General features: G+C 61.6%; 19 protein-coding genes. 9 read left to right on the forward strand and 10 right to left on the reverse strand.

The annotated features are described in order from the left end of the window. The first annotated feature begins 35 nt into the window (after positions 1-35). From ftsY to rpoH, 4 genes are all read left to right on the forward strand, one after another. On the forward strand, positions 36-1520 hold the full coding sequence (ftsY, locus tag D8U70_RS12830) for a signal recognition particle-docking protein FtsY (protein ID WP_130929029.1): 1485 nt from the start codon (positions 36-38) through the stop codon (positions 1518-1520). After that, positions 1517-2188, forward strand: a complete 672-nt coding sequence (gene ftsE / locus D8U70_RS12835) for a cell division ATP-binding protein FtsE (RefSeq protein ID WP_016772715.1) — start codon at positions 1517-1519, stop codon at positions 2186-2188. Before ftsY ends, ftsE begins: the two co-directional genes overlap by 4 nt. Next, on the forward strand, positions 2185-3210 hold the full coding sequence (gene ftsX, locus D8U70_RS12840) for a permease-like cell division protein FtsX (RefSeq protein WP_122612362.1): 1026 nt from the start codon (positions 2185-2187) through the stop codon (positions 3208-3210). Before ftsE ends, ftsX begins: the two co-directional genes overlap by 4 nt. Before the next feature lie 115 nt (positions 3211-3325). Continuing rightward, entirely contained in the window at positions 3326-4180 is an 855-nt protein-coding gene (gene rpoH / locus D8U70_RS12845) for an RNA polymerase sigma factor RpoH (protein ID WP_016772717.1), read from the forward strand. Positions 4181-4361: 181 nt separating this feature from the next. Here the strand turns inward: rpoH and mtgA are convergent, their stop codons facing one another. After that, the gene (mtgA, locus tag D8U70_RS12855) at positions 4362-5084 is read right to left on the reverse strand and encodes a monofunctional biosynthetic peptidoglycan transglycosylase (protein ID WP_130929030.1); all 723 of its coding nucleotides are present in this window, start codon (positions 5082-5084) and stop codon (positions 4362-4364) included. 74 nt (positions 5085-5158) lie between these two features. On the opposite strand from mtgA, the gene D8U70_RS12860 reads away from it, so the two are divergent. From D8U70_RS12860 to trmB, 4 genes are all read left to right on the forward strand, one after another. Then, a complete protein-coding gene (locus D8U70_RS12860; protein WP_130929031.1) occupies positions 5159-5539 on the forward strand; it encodes a DUF423 domain-containing protein in 381 nt (126 codons plus the stop codon). Positions 5540-5610: 71 nt separating this feature from the next. After that, positions 5611-5811: a sulfur carrier protein ThiS gene (thiS, locus tag D8U70_RS12865; RefSeq protein ID WP_161984075.1), complete on the forward strand. Its 201-nt coding sequence runs from the start codon at positions 5611-5613 to the stop codon at positions 5809-5811. Positions 5812-5871: 60 nt separating this feature from the next. Beyond that, positions 5872-6666: a thiazole synthase gene (locus D8U70_RS12870; RefSeq protein WP_125916675.1), complete on the forward strand. Its 795-nt coding sequence runs from the start codon at positions 5872-5874 to the stop codon at positions 6664-6666. 9 nt (positions 6667-6675) lie between these two features. Further along, positions 6676-7401, forward strand: coding sequence for a tRNA (guanosine(46)-N7)-methyltransferase TrmB (gene trmB, locus D8U70_RS12875; RefSeq protein ID WP_130929032.1), 726 nt, complete (start codon positions 6676-6678; stop codon positions 7399-7401). A gap of 134 nt (positions 7402-7535) precedes the next feature. Here trmB and D8U70_RS12880 read toward each other — a convergent pair whose 3' ends face one another. The 9 genes from D8U70_RS12880 to D8U70_RS12920 all read right to left on the reverse strand — a co-directional run bounded on the left by D8U70_RS12880 (position 7536) and on the right by D8U70_RS12920 (position 14290). Continuing rightward, the gene (locus tag D8U70_RS12880) at positions 7536-7859 is read right to left on the reverse strand and encodes a DUF3392 domain-containing protein (protein WP_008083808.1); all 324 of its coding nucleotides are present in this window, start codon (positions 7857-7859) and stop codon (positions 7536-7538) included. Positions 7860-7881: 22 nt separating this feature from the next. Beyond that, positions 7882-9087, reverse strand: coding sequence for a radical SAM family heme chaperone HemW (gene hemW, locus D8U70_RS12885; RefSeq protein ID WP_122706767.1), 1206 nt, complete (start codon positions 9085-9087; stop codon positions 7882-7884). Continuing rightward, the gene (gene rdgB, locus D8U70_RS12890) at positions 9084-9680 is read right to left on the reverse strand and encodes an RdgB/HAM1 family non-canonical purine NTP pyrophosphatase (protein ID WP_024014661.1); all 597 of its coding nucleotides are present in this window, start codon (positions 9678-9680) and stop codon (positions 9084-9086) included. Before rdgB ends, hemW begins: the two co-directional genes overlap by 4 nt. After that, complete coding sequence (locus D8U70_RS12895) at positions 9677-10111, reverse strand: DUF4426 domain-containing protein (protein ID WP_122706769.1); 435 nt, start codon at positions 10109-10111, stop codon at positions 9677-9679. The genes rdgB and D8U70_RS12895 overlap by 4 nt, the downstream gene beginning before the upstream one ends. A 26-nt stretch (positions 10112-10137) precedes the next feature. Beyond that, entirely contained in the window at positions 10138-10758 is a 621-nt protein-coding gene (gene metW / locus D8U70_RS12900; protein WP_024014659.1) for a methionine biosynthesis protein MetW, read from the reverse strand. Between the two features lie 7 nt (positions 10759-10765). Beyond that, the gene (locus D8U70_RS12905; protein ID WP_041476816.1) at positions 10766-11905 is read right to left on the reverse strand and encodes a homoserine O-acetyltransferase; all 1140 of its coding nucleotides are present in this window, start codon (positions 11903-11905) and stop codon (positions 10766-10768) included. 254 nt (positions 11906-12159) lie between these two features. Then, complete coding sequence (locus tag D8U70_RS12910; RefSeq protein WP_016772729.1) at positions 12160-12750, reverse strand: YggT family protein; 591 nt, start codon at positions 12748-12750, stop codon at positions 12160-12162. 11 nt (positions 12751-12761) lie between these two features. Beyond that, a complete protein-coding gene (gene proC / locus D8U70_RS12915) occupies positions 12762-13580 on the reverse strand; it encodes a pyrroline-5-carboxylate reductase (protein ID WP_130929033.1) in 819 nt (272 codons plus the stop codon). Positions 13581-13603: 23 nt separating this feature from the next. Beyond that, positions 13604-14290: a YggS family pyridoxal phosphate-dependent enzyme gene (locus D8U70_RS12920; protein ID WP_071172225.1), complete on the reverse strand. Its 687-nt coding sequence runs from the start codon at positions 14288-14290 to the stop codon at positions 13604-13606. A gap of 56 nt (positions 14291-14346) precedes the next feature. Between D8U70_RS12920 and D8U70_RS12925 the strand changes: the two genes are divergently transcribed. Beyond that, entirely contained in the window at positions 14347-15381 is a 1035-nt protein-coding gene (locus D8U70_RS12925; RefSeq protein ID WP_016772732.1) for a type IV pilus twitching motility protein PilT, read from the forward strand. Positions 15382-15407 lie beyond the last annotated feature (26 nt).

Consider the following 15407-nt stretch of genomic DNA (forward strand, 5'->3'; position numbering starts at 1 on the left):
GTTGGCGCGTCGCTACCGTGAGATAGCCGTCCTCCATGTTTGGTTCCAACGACGACAAGAAGAGCCCAGCTGCGGCTGGCGAGAAGAAAAGCCTGTTCGGATGGCTGCGGAAGAAACCGCAGGAACCCGTCGTCGAACAGCCGCCCGCGATTCCTGAGCCGGCCCCCGCGCTAGCACCTGTAATAGAAGAAGAGCCGGCGCCGATTGTGCTGCCGATCGCCGAGCCGGTGCTGCAACCGGAGGCTGAAGCCGAGCCGGAAGCGCCCGCCGCTCCCGAACTGCCGCTGACGCCCGCCGCCGAGCCGTGGCTGACCTTGCCGGTGGCAGAAGAGCCGGTCGCGCTGGTTGAAGAAGCAGCGCCGCATGTGACGCCAGTGATTCCTGCGCCGGTTGCCGAGGTTGCGGCGCAGCCTGTGCCTGAGCCGGTTGTCGAGCCAGCGCCGATCATTTCTGAACCAGCCGCCCCGGTTGTTCCGCCGTCCGAGCCTGAGCCCGCACCGATTGCCGCTGCGCCAGTTGTCGCTCCGGTCGTACCGGTCGAAGCACCTGTAGAAGCGCCCGTCGAAACCCCGCGCACTGAGGAAACCAAAGCCGGTTTCTTCGCCCGCCTCAAGCAAGGCCTGTCGAAGACCAGCGCCAGCATCGGCGAGGGCATGGCCAGCCTGTTCCTCGGGCGCAAGACCATCGACGATGACCTGCTCGACGACCTCGAAACCCGTCTGCTGACCGCCGACGTCGGCGTTGAAGCCACTACGCAGATCATCCAGCGCCTGACCCAGAAGGTCGCACGCAAGGAACTGGCAGACGCCGACGCCCTGTACAAATCTCTGCAGGCCGAATTGGCAGCGATGCTCAAACCGGTTGAACAGCCACTGAAAATCGCCTCGCAGAACAAGCCTTTCGTGATTCTGGTGGTTGGCGTCAACGGCGCCGGCAAAACTACCACCATTGGCAAACTGGCGAAGAAGCTGCAACTGGAAGGCAAGAAAGTCATGCTGGCGGCCGGTGACACCTTCCGTGCCGCGGCCGTGGAGCAATTGCAGGTCTGGGGCGAGCGCAACAAGATTCCGGTGATTGCCCAGCACACCGGCGCTGATTCCGCTTCGGTGATCTTCGACGCGGTGCAAGCGGCCAAGGCCCGTGGCATCGATGTGCTGATCGCCGACACCGCCGGTCGCCTGCACACCAAAGACAACCTGATGGAAGAGCTGAAAAAGGTTCGCCGGGTGATCGGCAAGCTCGACGCCGACGCGCCGCACGAAGTGCTGCTGGTGCTCGACGCCGGCACTGGCCAGAACGCCATCAACCAGGCCAAGCAGTTCAACCAGACCGTCGAACTGACCGGCCTGGCGCTGACCAAGCTCGACGGCACCGCCAAGGGCGGGGTGATTTTCGCCCTGGCCAAGCAGTTCGGCCTGCCGATCCGCTACATCGGCGTCGGTGAGGGCATCGACGATTTGCGCACCTTTGAAGCCGAACCCTTTGTCCAGGCACTGTTTGCCGAGCGGGAGCGTTCATGATTCGTTTCGAACAGGTCGGTAAACGCTACCCGAACGGTCACGTCGGCTTGCATGAGCTGAGCTTTCGAGTCCGTCGTGGCGAGTTCTTGTTTGTCACCGGTCACTCCGGTGCCGGTAAATCCACGCTGTTGCGCCTGTTGCTGGCGATGGAACGGCCGACCAGCGGCAAGCTGCTGCTCGCCGGGCAAGACCTGAGCACCATCAGCAACGCGCAGATTCCGTTCCTGCGCCGACAGATCGGCGTGGTGTTCCAGAATCACCAGTTGCTGTTCGATCGTACGGTGTTCAACAACGTCGCCTTGCCGCTGCAGATCCTCGGCCTGTCCAAGGTCGAGATCGCCAAGCGCGTCGATTCGGCGCTGGAGCGCGTGGCACTGTCGGACAAATCCGATCTGTACCCGGGCGACCTGTCCACCGGTCAGCAACAGCGCGTCGGCATTGCCCGCGCCATCGTCCATCGCCCGGCCTTGCTGCTGGCGGACGAACCGACCGGTAACCTCGACCCGCGTCTGGCGGCGGAAATCATGGGCGTGTTCGAAGACATCAACCGTCTGGGCACCAGCGTGCTGATCGCCAGTCACGACCTGGCACTGATCGCGCGCATGCGGCATCGCATGCTGACCCTGCAACGCGGACGCCTGATCGGCGACGGGGAGGCCGGGGTATGAGTGCGACACGCAGTCCGAAGGTTTCCGAGCGCGTGGCCCCGAAGGCCGCCGACCCGCAACCGCAGAAGAAGAAAAAACACGACGATGACGACGGCCCGGACTTCGCCACGCTGTTTCACGCCTGGATCGAAAGCCACCGCGCCAGCCTGCTCGACAGCCTGCGCCGCCTCGGCAAGCAGCCGATCGGCAGCTTCTTCACCTGCATGGTGATGGCCGTGGCGTTGAGTCTGCCGATGGGGCTGTCGTTGTTGCTCAACAACGTTGAGCGTCTTGGCGGTTCCTGGCAGCGCGCAGCGCAGATTTCCCTGTACCTGCAACTCGACGCCAGTCCGGAGCAGGGTGAGGCGCTGCGTGAGCAGATCAAAGGCATGCCCGGCGTCGCCGATGCCGAATATGTCGGCCGTGATCAGGCGCTGGAAGAGTTCCAGCAGCAGTCCGGCCTGGGCGAAGCCCTGCGTGAGCTGCCCGACAACCCTTTGCCGGGTGTGGTGCTGGTGACACCGAACGAAGTCGACAAGCCGACACTCGAAGCATTAAGACAAAAACTTTCCGAGCTGCCGAAGGTACAACAGGCGCAACTTGATCTAGTCTGGGTCGAGCGTCTGGCCGCCATCCTCAAGCTTGGCGACCGCTTTGTCTTCGGTCTGACGGTGCTTTTGGTGTCTGCATTACTTTTGGTGATAGGCAATACCATTCGTCTTCATATTGAAAACCGCCGCACCGAGATAGAAGTGATTAAACTCGTCGGCGGCACTGACAGTTATGTGCGCCGCCCTTTCCTGTATATGGGCGCGTTGTATGGCTTCGGTGCAGGGCTGTTGTCCTGGGGTGTATTGGCGTTTGGCCTCAACTGGCTGAACGATGCGGTGGTCGGACTGGCCGGTTTGTACGGCAGTGATTTCGCCCTGGCCGGCGTGCCAGTGGCCGACGGTCTGTCGCTCTTGCTTGGCGCGGTGCTGTTGGGTTATATCGGTGCATGGATTGCAGTCGCACGTCATCTCAGGGAGCTGGCGCCGAAGTAGAATCTTTTTTGCGCGTGATTGACCTTGCGGTTTTTATGGGAACTTGTACCTGAGTTCCCGGTCAATTTTTCGCAGTGCCGAGAGGCACGAGTATGTGAGTGGGAGGTTTTTTCGTATGACCAATTCTTTGCAACCTGCGTATGCGCTGGTTCCGGGTGCGAACCTGGAAGCCTATGTGCACACCGTCAACAGCATTCCATTGCTGACGCCGGAGCAGGAGCGTGAACTGGCCGAGAGTCTCTACTATGAGCAGGATTTGGGGGCGGCTCGGCAGATGGTGCTCGCCCACCTGCGTTTTGTCGTACACATTGCCCGTAGCTATTCCGGCTACGGTCTGGCTCAGGCTGACCTGATCCAGGAAGGCAACGTCGGCCTGATGAAGGCCGTCAAGCGCTTCAACCCGGAAATGGGCGTGCGTCTGGTGTCGTTCGCCGTGCACTGGATCAAGGCGGAAATTCACGAGTTCATCCTGCGCAACTGGCGCATTGTGAAAGTCGCGACCACCAAGGCCCAGCGCAAGCTGTTCTTCAACCTGCGCAGCCAGAAGAAGCGTCTGGCGTGGCTGAACAACGAGGAAGTCCACCGTGTGGCGGAAAGCCTCGGCGTCGAACCACGTGAAGTGCGCGAGATGGAAAGCCGCCTGACCGGCCATGATATGGCCTTCGACCCGGCTGCCGAAGCCGACGACGACAGTGCTTTCCAGTCTCCGGCCAACTACCTGGAAGACCACCGGTACGACCCGGCGCGTCAACTGGAAGATGCCGACTGGAGCGACAACTCCAACACCAACCTGCACGAAGCACTGGAAGTGCTGGACGAGCGCAGCCGTGACATCCTCTACCAGCGCTGGCTGGCGGAAGAGAAAGCCACGCTGCACGATCTGGCGCAGAAGTACAACGTGTCGGCCGAGCGAATCCGTCAGCTCGAAAAGAGCGCGATGAACAAGCTCAAGTTGTCGATCGCCGCTTAACTGGCGAATCCGCAACAAGAAACGCCCCGATCAGCGATGATCGGGGCGTTTTCATTTCTGGCTTCACGCAAAACCCATGTGGGAGGGAGCTTGCTCGCGAAAGCGGAGTGTCAGTCACCGCCACTGCTGAATGATCCACCGCATTCGCGAGCAAGCTCGCTCCCGCATTGGTATTCCGGTGTTATTCAGCCCAAGGCGCCCGTCGCGAATCATTCAGTCCGAGCAAATAACTGTCGCCGCCCAACTGACTCATCTGCTGCCGAATCCACCCGGCCCGGCGCGATACATAACCGGTCGGATGACTCGCACTCCACACCCGTGGGTTGGGCAGTACGGCGGCCAGATAACTCGCCTGCTGACGCGACAATGACTTCGCGCTCACACCAAAGTGATGGCGGGCCGCCGCTTCAGCGCCAAACACGCCGTCATCCCACTCAACGCTGTTCAGGTACACCTCGAGAATCCGCTGCTTGGGCCAGAACACCTCGATCAGCGCGGTAAACCACGCTTCCAGGCCTTTGCGCAGATAGCTGCGGCCGGACCAGAGAAAGAGGTTTTTCGACACCTGCTGGCTCAAGGTGCTGGCGCCGCGAATCGAACCGCCCAGTTCGTTGTGGGCCAGAGCGGCCTGAATCGCGCGCAGATCGAAGCCCCAGTGCTCGGGGAATTTCTGGTCTTCGCCAGCAATTACCGCCACTTTCAGGTCATCGGAGATTTCGCCCCAAGGTTTCCAGGTGCGCTGCAGATCAATCGGCTCGCCGTCGACCCAGGATTCGACCTTGCGCTCGACCATCAACGCCGTACCCGGCGGTGGCACGAAGCGGAACACCAGCACCAGCAAGACGCTGCCGCCGGTGAACCAGAGCAGAGCCTTCGTGAGACGACGGAAAATTGAACGCAGCATAGAGATGGCTTGGCCGAACCCGTGGAGCGGGCCATTATACAGACCCTGCCGATGGCGTCTGACTGGAGTTCCCCATGCTGCGTGGCTTTTTGATGCTGGCCGCTTTTTTCGGATTCACCGGTGTTGCGCTGGGTGCGTTCGCCGCCCACGGCCTGAAAAACCGTCTGACCCCGGAATACCTGGCGATCTTCCACACTGGCGTCACCTACCAATTGGTGCACACACTCGCGCTGTTCGGCGTTGCGCTGCTGGCCACGCAGATTCCAGGGCGGCTGGTCACTTGGGCCGGCGTGTCCTTCACCGTCGGCATTGTGTTGTTCTCCGGCAGCCTGTATCTGCTGACCATGACCGGCATCAGCAAGCTCGGCATCATCACCCCGTTTGGTGGCCTCGCGTTTCTCATCGGTTGGGTTTGCCTCGGCCTCGCCGCTTGGCGCTTGCAGCTAACCGCTTGACGCTTGGTACTGACCTTTAGGTCATGATCGGGCTAGAATGCCAGCCCCTAAAAATGATGGCGGCGTTGTGCATGCGCATTCAGTTGAACGGTGAGTCCTTTGAATTGCCCGACGGTGAAACCGTTGCGGGCCTGATCACTCGTCTGGAGCTGACCGGGCGGCGTGTGGCCGTAGAGCTCAATCTGGACATCGTCCCGCGCAGCCAGCATGCCGATACCACGTTGAACGACGGCGACAACGTCGAAGTGGTCCACGCCATCGGCGGCGGCTGATTGTCCCGGCCCGCAAGGGCACAGAATCTGCAAGACCCTCACCCTTAAAGAGGATTCCCCATGAGCATCGTTCGTAGCGACAAGCCTTTTGTGCTGGCCGGTCGTACTTACCAGTCGCGTTTGCTGGTCGGTACCGGCAAGTACCGTGACATGGAAGAAACCCGCCAGGCCATCGAAGCCTCGGGTGCCGAGATCGTCACCTTCGCCGTACGCCGCACCAACCTGGGCCAGATCGAAGGCGAGCCGAACCTGCTCGAAGTGCTGTCGCCGGAGCGCTACACCTTCCTGCCGAACACTGCCGGTTGCTACGACGCCATCGAAGCCGTGCGCACCTGCCGCCTGGCGCGTGAGCTGCTCGACGGCCACAACCTGGTGAAGCTGGAAGTGCTGGCCGATCAGAAGACCCTGTTCCCCAACGTGATCGAAACCCTCAAGGCCGCCGAAACGCTGGTCAAGGAAGGCTTCGACGTGATGGTCTACACCAGCGATGACCCGATCATCGCCCGGCAACTGGCGGAAATCGGCTGCATCGCCGTGATGCCGCTGGCCGGTCTGATCGGCTCCGGTCTGGGCATCTGCAATCCGTACAACCTGCAGATCATCCTCGAAGAAGCCAAGATCCCGGTGCTGGTGGATGCTGGCGTCGGTACCGCTTCCGACGCGACCATCGCCATGGAACTGGGTTGCGACGCCGTACTGATGAACTCGGCCATCGCCCACGCCCAGCAACCGGTGACGATGGCGCAAGCCATGCAGCACGCCATCGTCGCCGGTCGCCTGGCGTACCTCGCCGGCCGCATGCCGAAAAAACTCTATGCCAGCGCCTCTTCGCCGCTGGATGGTCTGATCAAGTAAGAGCCATTGATGACTGAATCGAACGACACGCCTGTCCAGCCGGACGAAGGCGAAGAGCGCCAACACCGCCGCATCAAGAGCTTCGTGATGCGCGCCGGGCGCATGACCGAAGGCCAGCAACGCGGCCTGGACCAGGGCGCGCCGCTGTACGTGCTGCCGCTGGCCGATGCGCCGGTCGATTACGACCAGGTGTTCGGCCGCTCGGCGCCGCGCTCGCTGGAAATCGGTTTCGGCATGGGCCACTCGCTGCTGGAAATGGCCGCTGCTGCTCCAGAGCAGGATTTCATCGGTGTTGAAGTGCACCGTCCGGGTGTCGGCGCGCTGCTCAATGGCGTGCTGACCCAAGGGCTGACCAACCTGCGGGTCTACGATTGCGACGCGATCGAAGTGCTCAACCGCTGCATCGCCGACAACAGCCTTGATCGCCTGATGCTGTTTTTCCCGGATCCGTGGCACAAGAGCCGCCACCACAAGCGCCGCATCGTCCAGGCCTCGTTCGCCGAACTGGTGCGTAGCAAGTTGAAGGTTGGCGGCATTCTGCACATGGCCACCGACTGGGAACCGTACGCCGAGTACATGCTGGAAGTGATGAACGTCGCCCCCGGCTACCGCAACCTTGCCGAAGACGGCAAATGCGTCCCACGCCCGGCCGAACGCCCGATCACCAAGTTCGAACGCCGCGGCGAACGTCTTGGCCATGGCGTGTGGGATCTGAAGTTCGAAAAGATCGCTTAAGCATCACGCAATGATCGTTCCCACGCTCTGCGTGGGAATGCAGCCCGGGACGCTCCGCGTCCCAAAGCGGACGCAGAGCGTCCATTGAGGCATTCCTTTGCTGCGCATGGGAACGATCACAAGCGGCTGACAGATCAGCGGCGATCAGCAACCACGCCGATCAGTACCAGTACCACCAACAGCACCGGCGCCAGGCTGTAGTTGTTGAACTGGCTCAGGCCTTTGATGACCCACGGCGTGGCGTAGATCAGCGCGGCGCCGCTGCCGATCAGGCAGAGCAGGGCCATCAAGGGCACGCGCAGGGCGCCGGCGATACTGCCCAGGCGTTGTTCGACCCAGCCTTTGAAGTCAGCGCCGAACAGCACCAGCAGGCAACCGACCAGCGCCAGAGCGATTTCCGAGAGATTGCTGCGGCTCCAGCGGGAGACGGTGGCCAGCAGGTCGAGTATCAAATCCATGCGTTTTCCCTTTGAGCTGAAGTCAGTTCAGAAATTGTTGCAGCAAGTCGTTGAGGAACAGCTGGCCGCGTTCGGTCGCCGCCAGGCGTGACGGTTCGACCTGCAACAGGCCGCTTTGTTCGGCTTCGCGCCGGCCTTCGGCGAGGGTCTCCAGCGACAGGCCGGTGCGCTCCGGATACAGGCGCGATTCGACCCCGGCAGTCAGGCGCAGGGCGTTCATCAGGAACTCGAACGGCATCTCGTCATTGCTTAGCGATTTCTCGCCAGCCTGAAAGCTCTTCGCGGGATTCAGATAGTCCTTCGGCAGGCGGGTTTTCCATGTGCGCACGATGCGCCCGTCCGGGTGACTCAGCTTGCCATGGGCGCCGGCGCCGATGCCGATGAAGTCGCCAAAACTCCAGTAATTGAGGTTATGCCGCGCCGGGCGACCGGCCTGGGCATACGCCGACACTTCGTACTGCGCGTAACCGTGCTCGGCCAGCAGCGCCTGGCCGGCTTCCTGAATGTCCCACAGCGTATCGTCTTCCGGTAGCACCGGTGGCTGATTCCAAAACACCGTGTTCGGCTCCAGCGTCAGTTGATACCAGGAAATGTGCGTCGGCTTCAGCGCGATGGCCTGGCGCAGATCGCTCAAGGCATCGTCCAGCGACTGATCGGGCAAACCGTGCATCAGGTCGAGGTTGAAGTTATCGAACCCGGCCTGCCGGGCCATGCCCGCCGCACGCACGGCTTCGTCACCGTTGTGGATGCGGCCGAGGGCTTCAAGCTTTTCCTGCTGGAAACTCTGGATGCCGATCGACAGGCGATTGATCCCCAGCTTGCGATAGGCGACGAACTTCTCCTGCTCGAAGGTGCCCGGGTTGGCTTCCAGGGTGATTTCGATGTCGGCGGCGAACGGGATGCGCTGTTCGACGCCCTTCAGCAAACGCCCGAGGGCTTCGGCGCTGAACAGGCTCGGCGTCCCGCCACCGAAGAAAATCGAAGTCAGCTCACGGCCATACACCGCATGCAGATCCTGATCGAGATCGGCCAGCAGCGCGTCGACGTATGCCTGCTCCGGCAGCACTGGGCTAGCGGTGTGCGAGTTGAAATCGCAATACGGGCATTTGCGCACACACCACGGGATGTGGATGTACAGCGCCAGGGGCGGCAGGGTTGGCAGCGGTGCCCGAGGCGAGGACGCGGCGCCGCCGATGATCAGCGACGACGCGGAAGAATCAGTGGTCATTTCAAGCCCAGACGCTGGCGCAGCAGATCCATTGCACGGGCGCGGTGGCTGATCTGGTTCTTGTCGGCCGGACTCAGTTCGGCGCTGGAGCAGTCGCGCTCCGGCACCCAGAACAGTGGGTCATAACCGAAGCCGTGCTCGCCGCTGGCAGCGGTGAGGATGCGCCCGTGCCACAGGCCTTCGCAGAGGATCGGCAGCGGATCATCGGCGTGGCGCACCAGTGCCAGCACGCAGACGAACTGCGCGCCGCGCTCGGCTTGCGGCACGTCCTTCAGCGCATCGAGCAGTTTGGCGTTGTTCGCCGCGTCGCCCTGGCCGTCGGCGTAACGCGCCGAATAGATGCCCGGTGCGCCGCCGAGGAAGTCCACTGCCAGCCCGGAATCGTCGGCCAGTGCCGGCAGCCCGGAAATGCGCGCGGCATTGCGGGCCTTGAGGATCGCGTTCTCGACAAACGACAGGCCGGTTTCTTCCGGCTCGACCTTGCTCCACTCGCCAATCGAGCGCAGTTGCACCGAGTCGCCGAGCATGGCCTGGAGTTCTTTGAGTTTGCCGGCGTTATGGCTGGCCAGTACGAGCTGCTTGATGTTCATCATTCGCCGGGAAAGAGTTCTTGGTTGAAATTGATGGTGTTGATCTTGTCGCCATTCTGCACCTTGATTTCAAAGGTGCGGGTTTCCTGCTGCGGCACCGGGTACTGGGCGATGTAGTAGATCGCGCCCTGTTCGGTGACCTGGCGGAATTTCAGCGCCACGCTGTTGCTGGTCAGGTCCTTGATCGTGCCGGTGACGCTGGCGATCACCGGTTTGCCGTCCTTGACCACCGAGACGTTGATCACGCCCTGGTTCTTGCTGCGAATCAGCTCGGCAGCCTTGGCGATATCCGGTTGCAGGAACGTCGAGTTGAAGGTGTTGTAGTGCACCGTGATGTCGCCGAAGGTTTCCTTGCGTTCACCTTTGATGGCGTCCGCCGCCATGGCGCTGGCGCTCAGGCAGGCGGTGAGTAACAGCAACGCTAGACGGCTCATGTTCGTGCTCCTTCAAATGCCCAGGCTCAGACCGCGACTCGGTGGTCCGCCAACTGCGGACTGCTGACGCGGTAGATACCGATTTCACCTAACAGATTAGGCCATAGCTTACTGGCCCACCCGTGGCGGTGCTGTTGATCCACGGCAAGCCGATCAATGACCTTGGCGTCACGTTCGCGGCACAGTTCTTCGAAATCCTCGAAGGTGCAGAAGTGGATGTTCGGCGTGTTGTACCAGGTGTAGGGCAGGAATTCCGAGACCGGCATGCGGCCCTTGCTCGCCAGATACCAGCGGCAGCGCCAGTGGCCGAAGTTGGGGAAGGTGATGATGCACTGACGGCCGACCCGGAGCATTTCGTCGAGGATCTTGTCCGGGTAATGCACCGCTTGCAGGGCCTGGGTCATGACGACGATGTCGAAACTGTTGCTGGCAAAATTGCCCAAGCCTTTGTCCAGATCCTGCTCAATGACGTTGATGCCCTTGGCCACGCACTCGGCGATGTTGTCGGCGTCGTTTTCCAGGCCATAACCGGTGACGTTCTTGTTGTCGCGCAGCCAGGTCAGCAGCTCGCCGTCACCGCAACCCAGGTCGAGGACGCGGCTGCCGGCGGGGATCCATTCCTGGATGATTTCCAGATCAGCTCTCATGGCTTTCTCACAACGAAATGCGGTTCATGTAATTGCCGAACGCCTGCAAATAACGCGGGATCGGAATCAGGAAGGCGTCGTGGCCCTGGGGCGCGTCGATTTCCAGATAGCTGACGTCCTTGCGCGCGGCCATCAGCGCATCCACCAGTTCCCGCGAGCGCGCCGGGGAAAAGCGCCAGTCGGTGGTGAACGACATCACGCAGAATTTGGCTGTGGCGTTTTCGAAGGTTTTCGCCAGGTCATCGTCGAAGTTAGCCGCAGGATCGAAGTAATCCAGCGCTTTGGTCATCAACAGATAAGTGTTGGCATCGAAGCGCCCGGAGAACTCTTCGCCCTGATAACGCAGGTAGCTTTCGACCTGAAACTCGACACTGTGGAAGTCGTAGTTGAGCTTTTCGCTCTTCAGGCCACGGCCGAATTTCTCACCCATGGAGTCGTCGGACAGATAGGTAATGTGGCCGACCATGCGCGCGAGCATCAGCCCGCGCTTGGGAATCACGCCGGCTTCCTGGAACGACCCGCCGTGGAATTCCGGATCGGTGAGGATCGCCTGACGCGCGACTTCGTTGAAGGCGATGTTCTGCGCCGACAATTTAGGCGCCGAGGCGATCGCCAGGCAGTGCCGCACGCGATCCGGGTAGGTGATGGTCCATTGCAGGGCCTGCATGCCGCCGAGGCTGCCGCCGATCACCGCTGCCCACTGGCCGATGCCGAGCAGGTCAGCCAGACGCGCCTGGCTGTGCACCCAGTCTTCCACGGTGAGCACCGGGAAATCGGCGCCGAACGGCTTGCCGGTTTCCGGGTTGATACTGCTCGGGCCGGTGGAACCGTTGCAGCCGCCGAGGTTGTTCAGGCTGACCACGTAGAACTTGTTGGTGTCGATCGGCTTGCCGGGGCCGATGCAACTGTCCCACCAACCGGGCTTGCGGTCGTCGACGCTGTGATAACCAGCGGCGTGATGATGACCGGACAGCGCGTGGCAGATCAGCACGGCGTTGCTCGCCTGGGCGTTCAGCGTGCCGTAGGTTTCATAAATCAGGTCATAAGCGGCCAGCGAACGGCCACAGGCCAGCGTCAGCGGTTCGCTGAAATGCGCGGTTTGCGGCGTTACCAGACCAACAGAATCGGCGGGAAAGGCAGTTGGCATCGACCCTGCTCTCGTTGAAATGAGGCGTAAGTCTAAAGACCGGGGGGGTTAGCGGCAAGCAGCCCTCACCCTAACCCTCTCCCAGAGGGAGAGGGGACTGACCAAGGTGTTCTGTCGAACTGCGCCGACCTGATAATTGCGAGTCGAACTCCAATCTTGAGCTCAACACAAATCGGCTCCCTCTCCCTTGGGAGAGGGCTGGGGTGAGGGGCGCAGACGACGCCATATCAAGCCGAGCGCCGATCCCTCTCACCTCACATCAGCAAACGCAGGATTTCCGGCATCATCGTCATCGCCGCCAGATTGTTGATCACCAGCATGTCGATCAATTTCAGCGCAAGGAAAGCGAAGATCGGCGACAGGTCCAGGCCGCCGAGGTTCGGCAGGAAACGACGGAACGGTGCCAGCGCCGGTTCACAGATCTGGTTGACCAGTTCAGCGCCCGGGTTGTGGCTGCCCGGCGCGACCCACGACAGGATCACGCTGATGATCAGGGCAAAGAAGAAGATCTTCAGGAACAGCGCGGTGACGCCGATCAGCGACCAGATCACCAGTTGCAGCGGGTTGCCGGTGGTGCCGTAGGTCAGCAGCAGGGTCAGCGCCATCAGCAGCAGTTGCACCAGAATCGCCAGTACCAGCGACGACATGTCGAGGCCGAACAGGCTCGGGATGATCCGGCGCAAAGGCTTGAGCAGCGGCTGGGTGGCCTTGACCACGAACTGGCACAGCGGGTTGTAGAAGTTCGCCCGCACCAGTTGCAGGACGAAGCGCAGCAGCACGATCAGCAGGTACAGGCTGCCGAGGGTTTGCAGCACGTAAACCGCTGCGGTGTTCAATCCGATCATGTAAGGCTCCTTTATTTGCCCAGTTGTTCGGCCATTTCGACCGAGCGGTGCGCGGCGGCGCCGAGTGCGGTTTCAACCAGCGCTTCGAAGCCGCCAGCCTGGAATGATTTGATCGCAGCTTCCGTGGTGCCATTCGGCGAGGTCACGCGGCGACGCAGTTCGGCGGCGTCGACATCGCTGGATACCGCCATGTGCGCGGCGCCCAGAGCAGTCTGCACGGTCAGTTGCTCAGCGATCTCTTTTGGCAGGCCAAGTTTGACGCCGGCGGCGGTCATCGCTTCGATCAGCAGGAAGAAGTACGCCGGGCCGGAGCCGGACACTGCGGTGACTGCGTCCAGTTGCTGTTCTTCTTCCAGCCACAGGGCGATGCCGACGGCGGATAGCAGCTCTTCGGCTTGCTGGCGCTGCTCGGCGCTCACTTCGCTGGTCGCGTACAGACCGCTGACACCCTGACGCAGCAGCGCCGGAGTGTTCGGCATGCAGCGCACGATCGGCTGTTCGCCGAGCCACGCGGTCATGCTCGCGCAGGTGATGCCGGCGGCGATCGACACCACCAGTTGATTGGGCTTGAGGCTCGGGCGAATCGCCTCGCACACGGCTTTCATCGCCTGTGGCTTGACCGCCAGCACGATGACATCGACGCCGTCGATGGCCTGGGCGTTGTCAGCGAAGGTTTCGATGCCGTGTTCGGCGTTGACCTTGGCGCGGGTGTCTTCGCCCGGATCGCTGGCGCGGATCTGCGCCGCTTCCAGACCTTTGGCGCGCAAGCCGCCAATCAGACTGGCCGCCATGTTGCCCGCACCGATAAACGCAATACGTGTGTTGCTCATGTGTGGTCCTTATCTGGAAACGTTCAAGACTGGGAATAATCTCTGGCGCCAAACAGCGCGGTACCGATCCGCACCCAGGTGGCGCCTTGGGCGATGGCCGACTCGAGGTCGTGGCTCATGCCCATGGACAGTGTGTCGAGCGGCAGAGCGAGGCTCGCCTGCAATGTCTGCACGGCGGCGAAGGCAGCGTCCTGTTCGGCGCGCTCCTCGGTCGGCTCGGGAATCGCCATCAGTCCGCGCAGTTTCAAACGGGGCAACGCGCTGATGGCCTCGGCCAGCGCTGGCAGATCGGCCGGGGTGCAACCGGATTTGCTCGCCTCGCCGCTGACATTGACCTGAATGCAGATGTTCAGTGGCGGCAGTTCGGCCGGGCGTTGTTCGGACAGGCGTTGGGCAATTTTCAGACGATCCACGGAGTGCACCCAGTCGAAATGCTCGGCAATCGCGCGAGTCTTGTTCGATTGAATGGGGCCGATGAAGTGCCAGATCAAGGGCAGGTCGGCCAGCTCCAGCTGTTTGCCCAAGGCTTCCTGCAAGTAGTTCTCGCCGAAGTCGCGCAGGCCGGCGGCGTAGGCCTCCCGCAGGGCCTGGGCGGGTTTGGTCTTGCTCACGGCGAGCAAATGGATGCTGTTTTCGTCGCGGTGCGCGGCTTTGGCCGCTGCCTGGATGCGCGAACTAACCTGAAGGATGTTGTCTGCTATCGTGGACATCAAGAGGCGCCGGCGGTCTGTAGGTTCGCGGCATTCTACTGGAATTGAGGGACGCTATGGATATCACTGAACTGCTGGCCTTCAGCGCCAAACAGGGCGCTTCCGACCTGCACCTGTCGGCCGGCCTGCCGCCGATGATCCGCGTCGATGGCGACGTGCGACGGATCAATCTGCCGGCGCTGGACCACAAGCAAGTGCACGATCTGATCTACGACATCATGAACGACACCCAGCGCATCGAATTCGAGAAAAATCTGGAAACGGATTTTTCCTTCGATGTACCCGGCGTGGCGCGGTTTCGCGTCAACGCCTTTAACCAGAACCGTGGCGCCGGCGCGGTGTTCCGCACCATCCCGTCGAAAGTGCTGAGCATGGAAGACCTCGCCATGGGCGATGTTTTCCGCAAGATCACTGATGCGCCGCGCGGTTTGGTGCTGGTCACCGGGCCGACCGGCTCCGGCAAATCGACCACGCTGGCGGCGATGATCGATTACCTCAACACCCATCGCCATCACCACATTCTCACCATCGAAGACCCCATCGAGTTCGTCCATGAATCGCGCAAATGCCTGATCAATCAGCGCGAAGTCCATCGCGATACGCGCAGCTTCGCCACCGCACTGCGCTCGGCCCTGCGTGAAGACCCGGACGTGATTCTGGTCGGCGAAATGCGTGATCTGGAAACCATTCGCTTGGCGCTGACCGCCGCTGAGACCGGGCATCTGGTGTTCGGCACGCTGCACACGACCTCGGCGGCGAAGACCATCGACCGCGTGGTCGACGTGTTTCCCGGCGACGAGAAATCGATGGTGCGTTCGATGCTGTCAGAGTCGTTGCTGGCGGTGGTGTCGCAGACGTTGATCAAGAAGATCGGCGGCGGGCGGGTGGCGGCGCATGAAATCATGCTCGGGACATCGGCGATCCGTAACCTCATTCGCGAGGACAAGGTGGCGCAGATGTATTCAGCGATTCAGACCGGTGGGTCGTTGGGGATGCAGACACTCGATATGTGCCTGAAGGATCTGGTGACCAAGGGCTTGATCAGCCGCGAGCATGCACGCGAGAAAGCGCGTACGCCGGATAATTTCTGAGGGAGTGATCGTTCCCACGCTCTGCG

Origin of the sequence: Pseudomonas sp. Sample_20, from assembly GCF_004307585.1 — a bacterium.
GTDB classification, from domain to species: Bacteria; Pseudomonadota; Gammaproteobacteria; order Pseudomonadales; family Pseudomonadaceae; genus Aquipseudomonas; species Aquipseudomonas atacamensis.

Excerpts from the sequence above, each read along its gene's own strand:
- ftsY (WP_130929029.1), top strand. The coding sequence starts at position 36 with ATGTTTGGTTCCAACGACGACAAGAAGAGCCCAGCTGCGGCTGGCGAG.
- ftsE (WP_016772715.1), top strand. The coding sequence starts at position 1,517 with ATGATTCGTTTCGAACAGGTCGGTAAACGCTACCCGAACGGTCACGTC.
- ftsX (WP_122612362.1), top strand. The coding sequence starts at position 2,185 with ATGAGTGCGACACGCAGTCCGAAGGTTTCCGAGCGCGTGGCCCCGAAG.
- rpoH (WP_016772717.1), top strand. The coding sequence starts at position 3,326 with ATGACCAATTCTTTGCAACCTGCGTATGCGCTGGTTCCGGGTGCGAAC.
- mtgA (WP_130929030.1), bottom strand. The coding sequence starts at position 5,084 with ATGCTGCGTTCAATTTTCCGTCGTCTCACGAAGGCTCTGCTCTGGTTC.
- D8U70_RS12860 (WP_130929031.1), top strand. The coding sequence starts at position 5,159 with ATGCTGCGTGGCTTTTTGATGCTGGCCGCTTTTTTCGGATTCACCGGT.
- thiS (WP_161984075.1), top strand. The coding sequence starts at position 5,611 with ATGCGCATTCAGTTGAACGGTGAGTCCTTTGAATTGCCCGACGGTGAA.
- D8U70_RS12870 (WP_125916675.1), top strand. The coding sequence starts at position 5,872 with ATGAGCATCGTTCGTAGCGACAAGCCTTTTGTGCTGGCCGGTCGTACT.
- trmB (WP_130929032.1), top strand. The coding sequence starts at position 6,676 with ATGACTGAATCGAACGACACGCCTGTCCAGCCGGACGAAGGCGAAGAG.
- D8U70_RS12880 (WP_008083808.1), bottom strand. The coding sequence starts at position 7,859 with ATGGATTTGATACTCGACCTGCTGGCCACCGTCTCCCGCTGGAGCCGC.
- hemW (WP_122706767.1), bottom strand. The coding sequence starts at position 9,087 with ATGACCACTGATTCTTCCGCGTCGTCGCTGATCATCGGCGGCGCCGCG.
- rdgB (WP_024014661.1), bottom strand. The coding sequence starts at position 9,680 with ATGATGAACATCAAGCAGCTCGTACTGGCCAGCCATAACGCCGGCAAA.
- D8U70_RS12895 (WP_122706769.1), bottom strand. The coding sequence starts at position 10,111 with ATGAGCCGTCTAGCGTTGCTGTTACTCACCGCCTGCCTGAGCGCCAGC.
- metW (WP_024014659.1), bottom strand. The coding sequence starts at position 10,758 with ATGAGAGCTGATCTGGAAATCATCCAGGAATGGATCCCCGCCGGCAGC.
- D8U70_RS12905 (WP_041476816.1), bottom strand. The coding sequence starts at position 11,905 with ATGCCAACTGCCTTTCCCGCCGATTCTGTTGGTCTGGTAACGCCGCAA.
- D8U70_RS12910 (WP_016772729.1), bottom strand. The coding sequence starts at position 12,750 with ATGATCGGATTGAACACCGCAGCGGTTTACGTGCTGCAAACCCTCGGC.
- proC (WP_130929033.1), bottom strand. The coding sequence starts at position 13,580 with ATGAGCAACACACGTATTGCGTTTATCGGTGCGGGCAACATGGCGGCC.
- D8U70_RS12920 (WP_071172225.1), bottom strand. The coding sequence starts at position 14,290 with ATGTCCACGATAGCAGACAACATCCTTCAGGTTAGTTCGCGCATCCAG.
- D8U70_RS12925 (WP_016772732.1), top strand. The coding sequence starts at position 14,347 with ATGGATATCACTGAACTGCTGGCCTTCAGCGCCAAACAGGGCGCTTCC.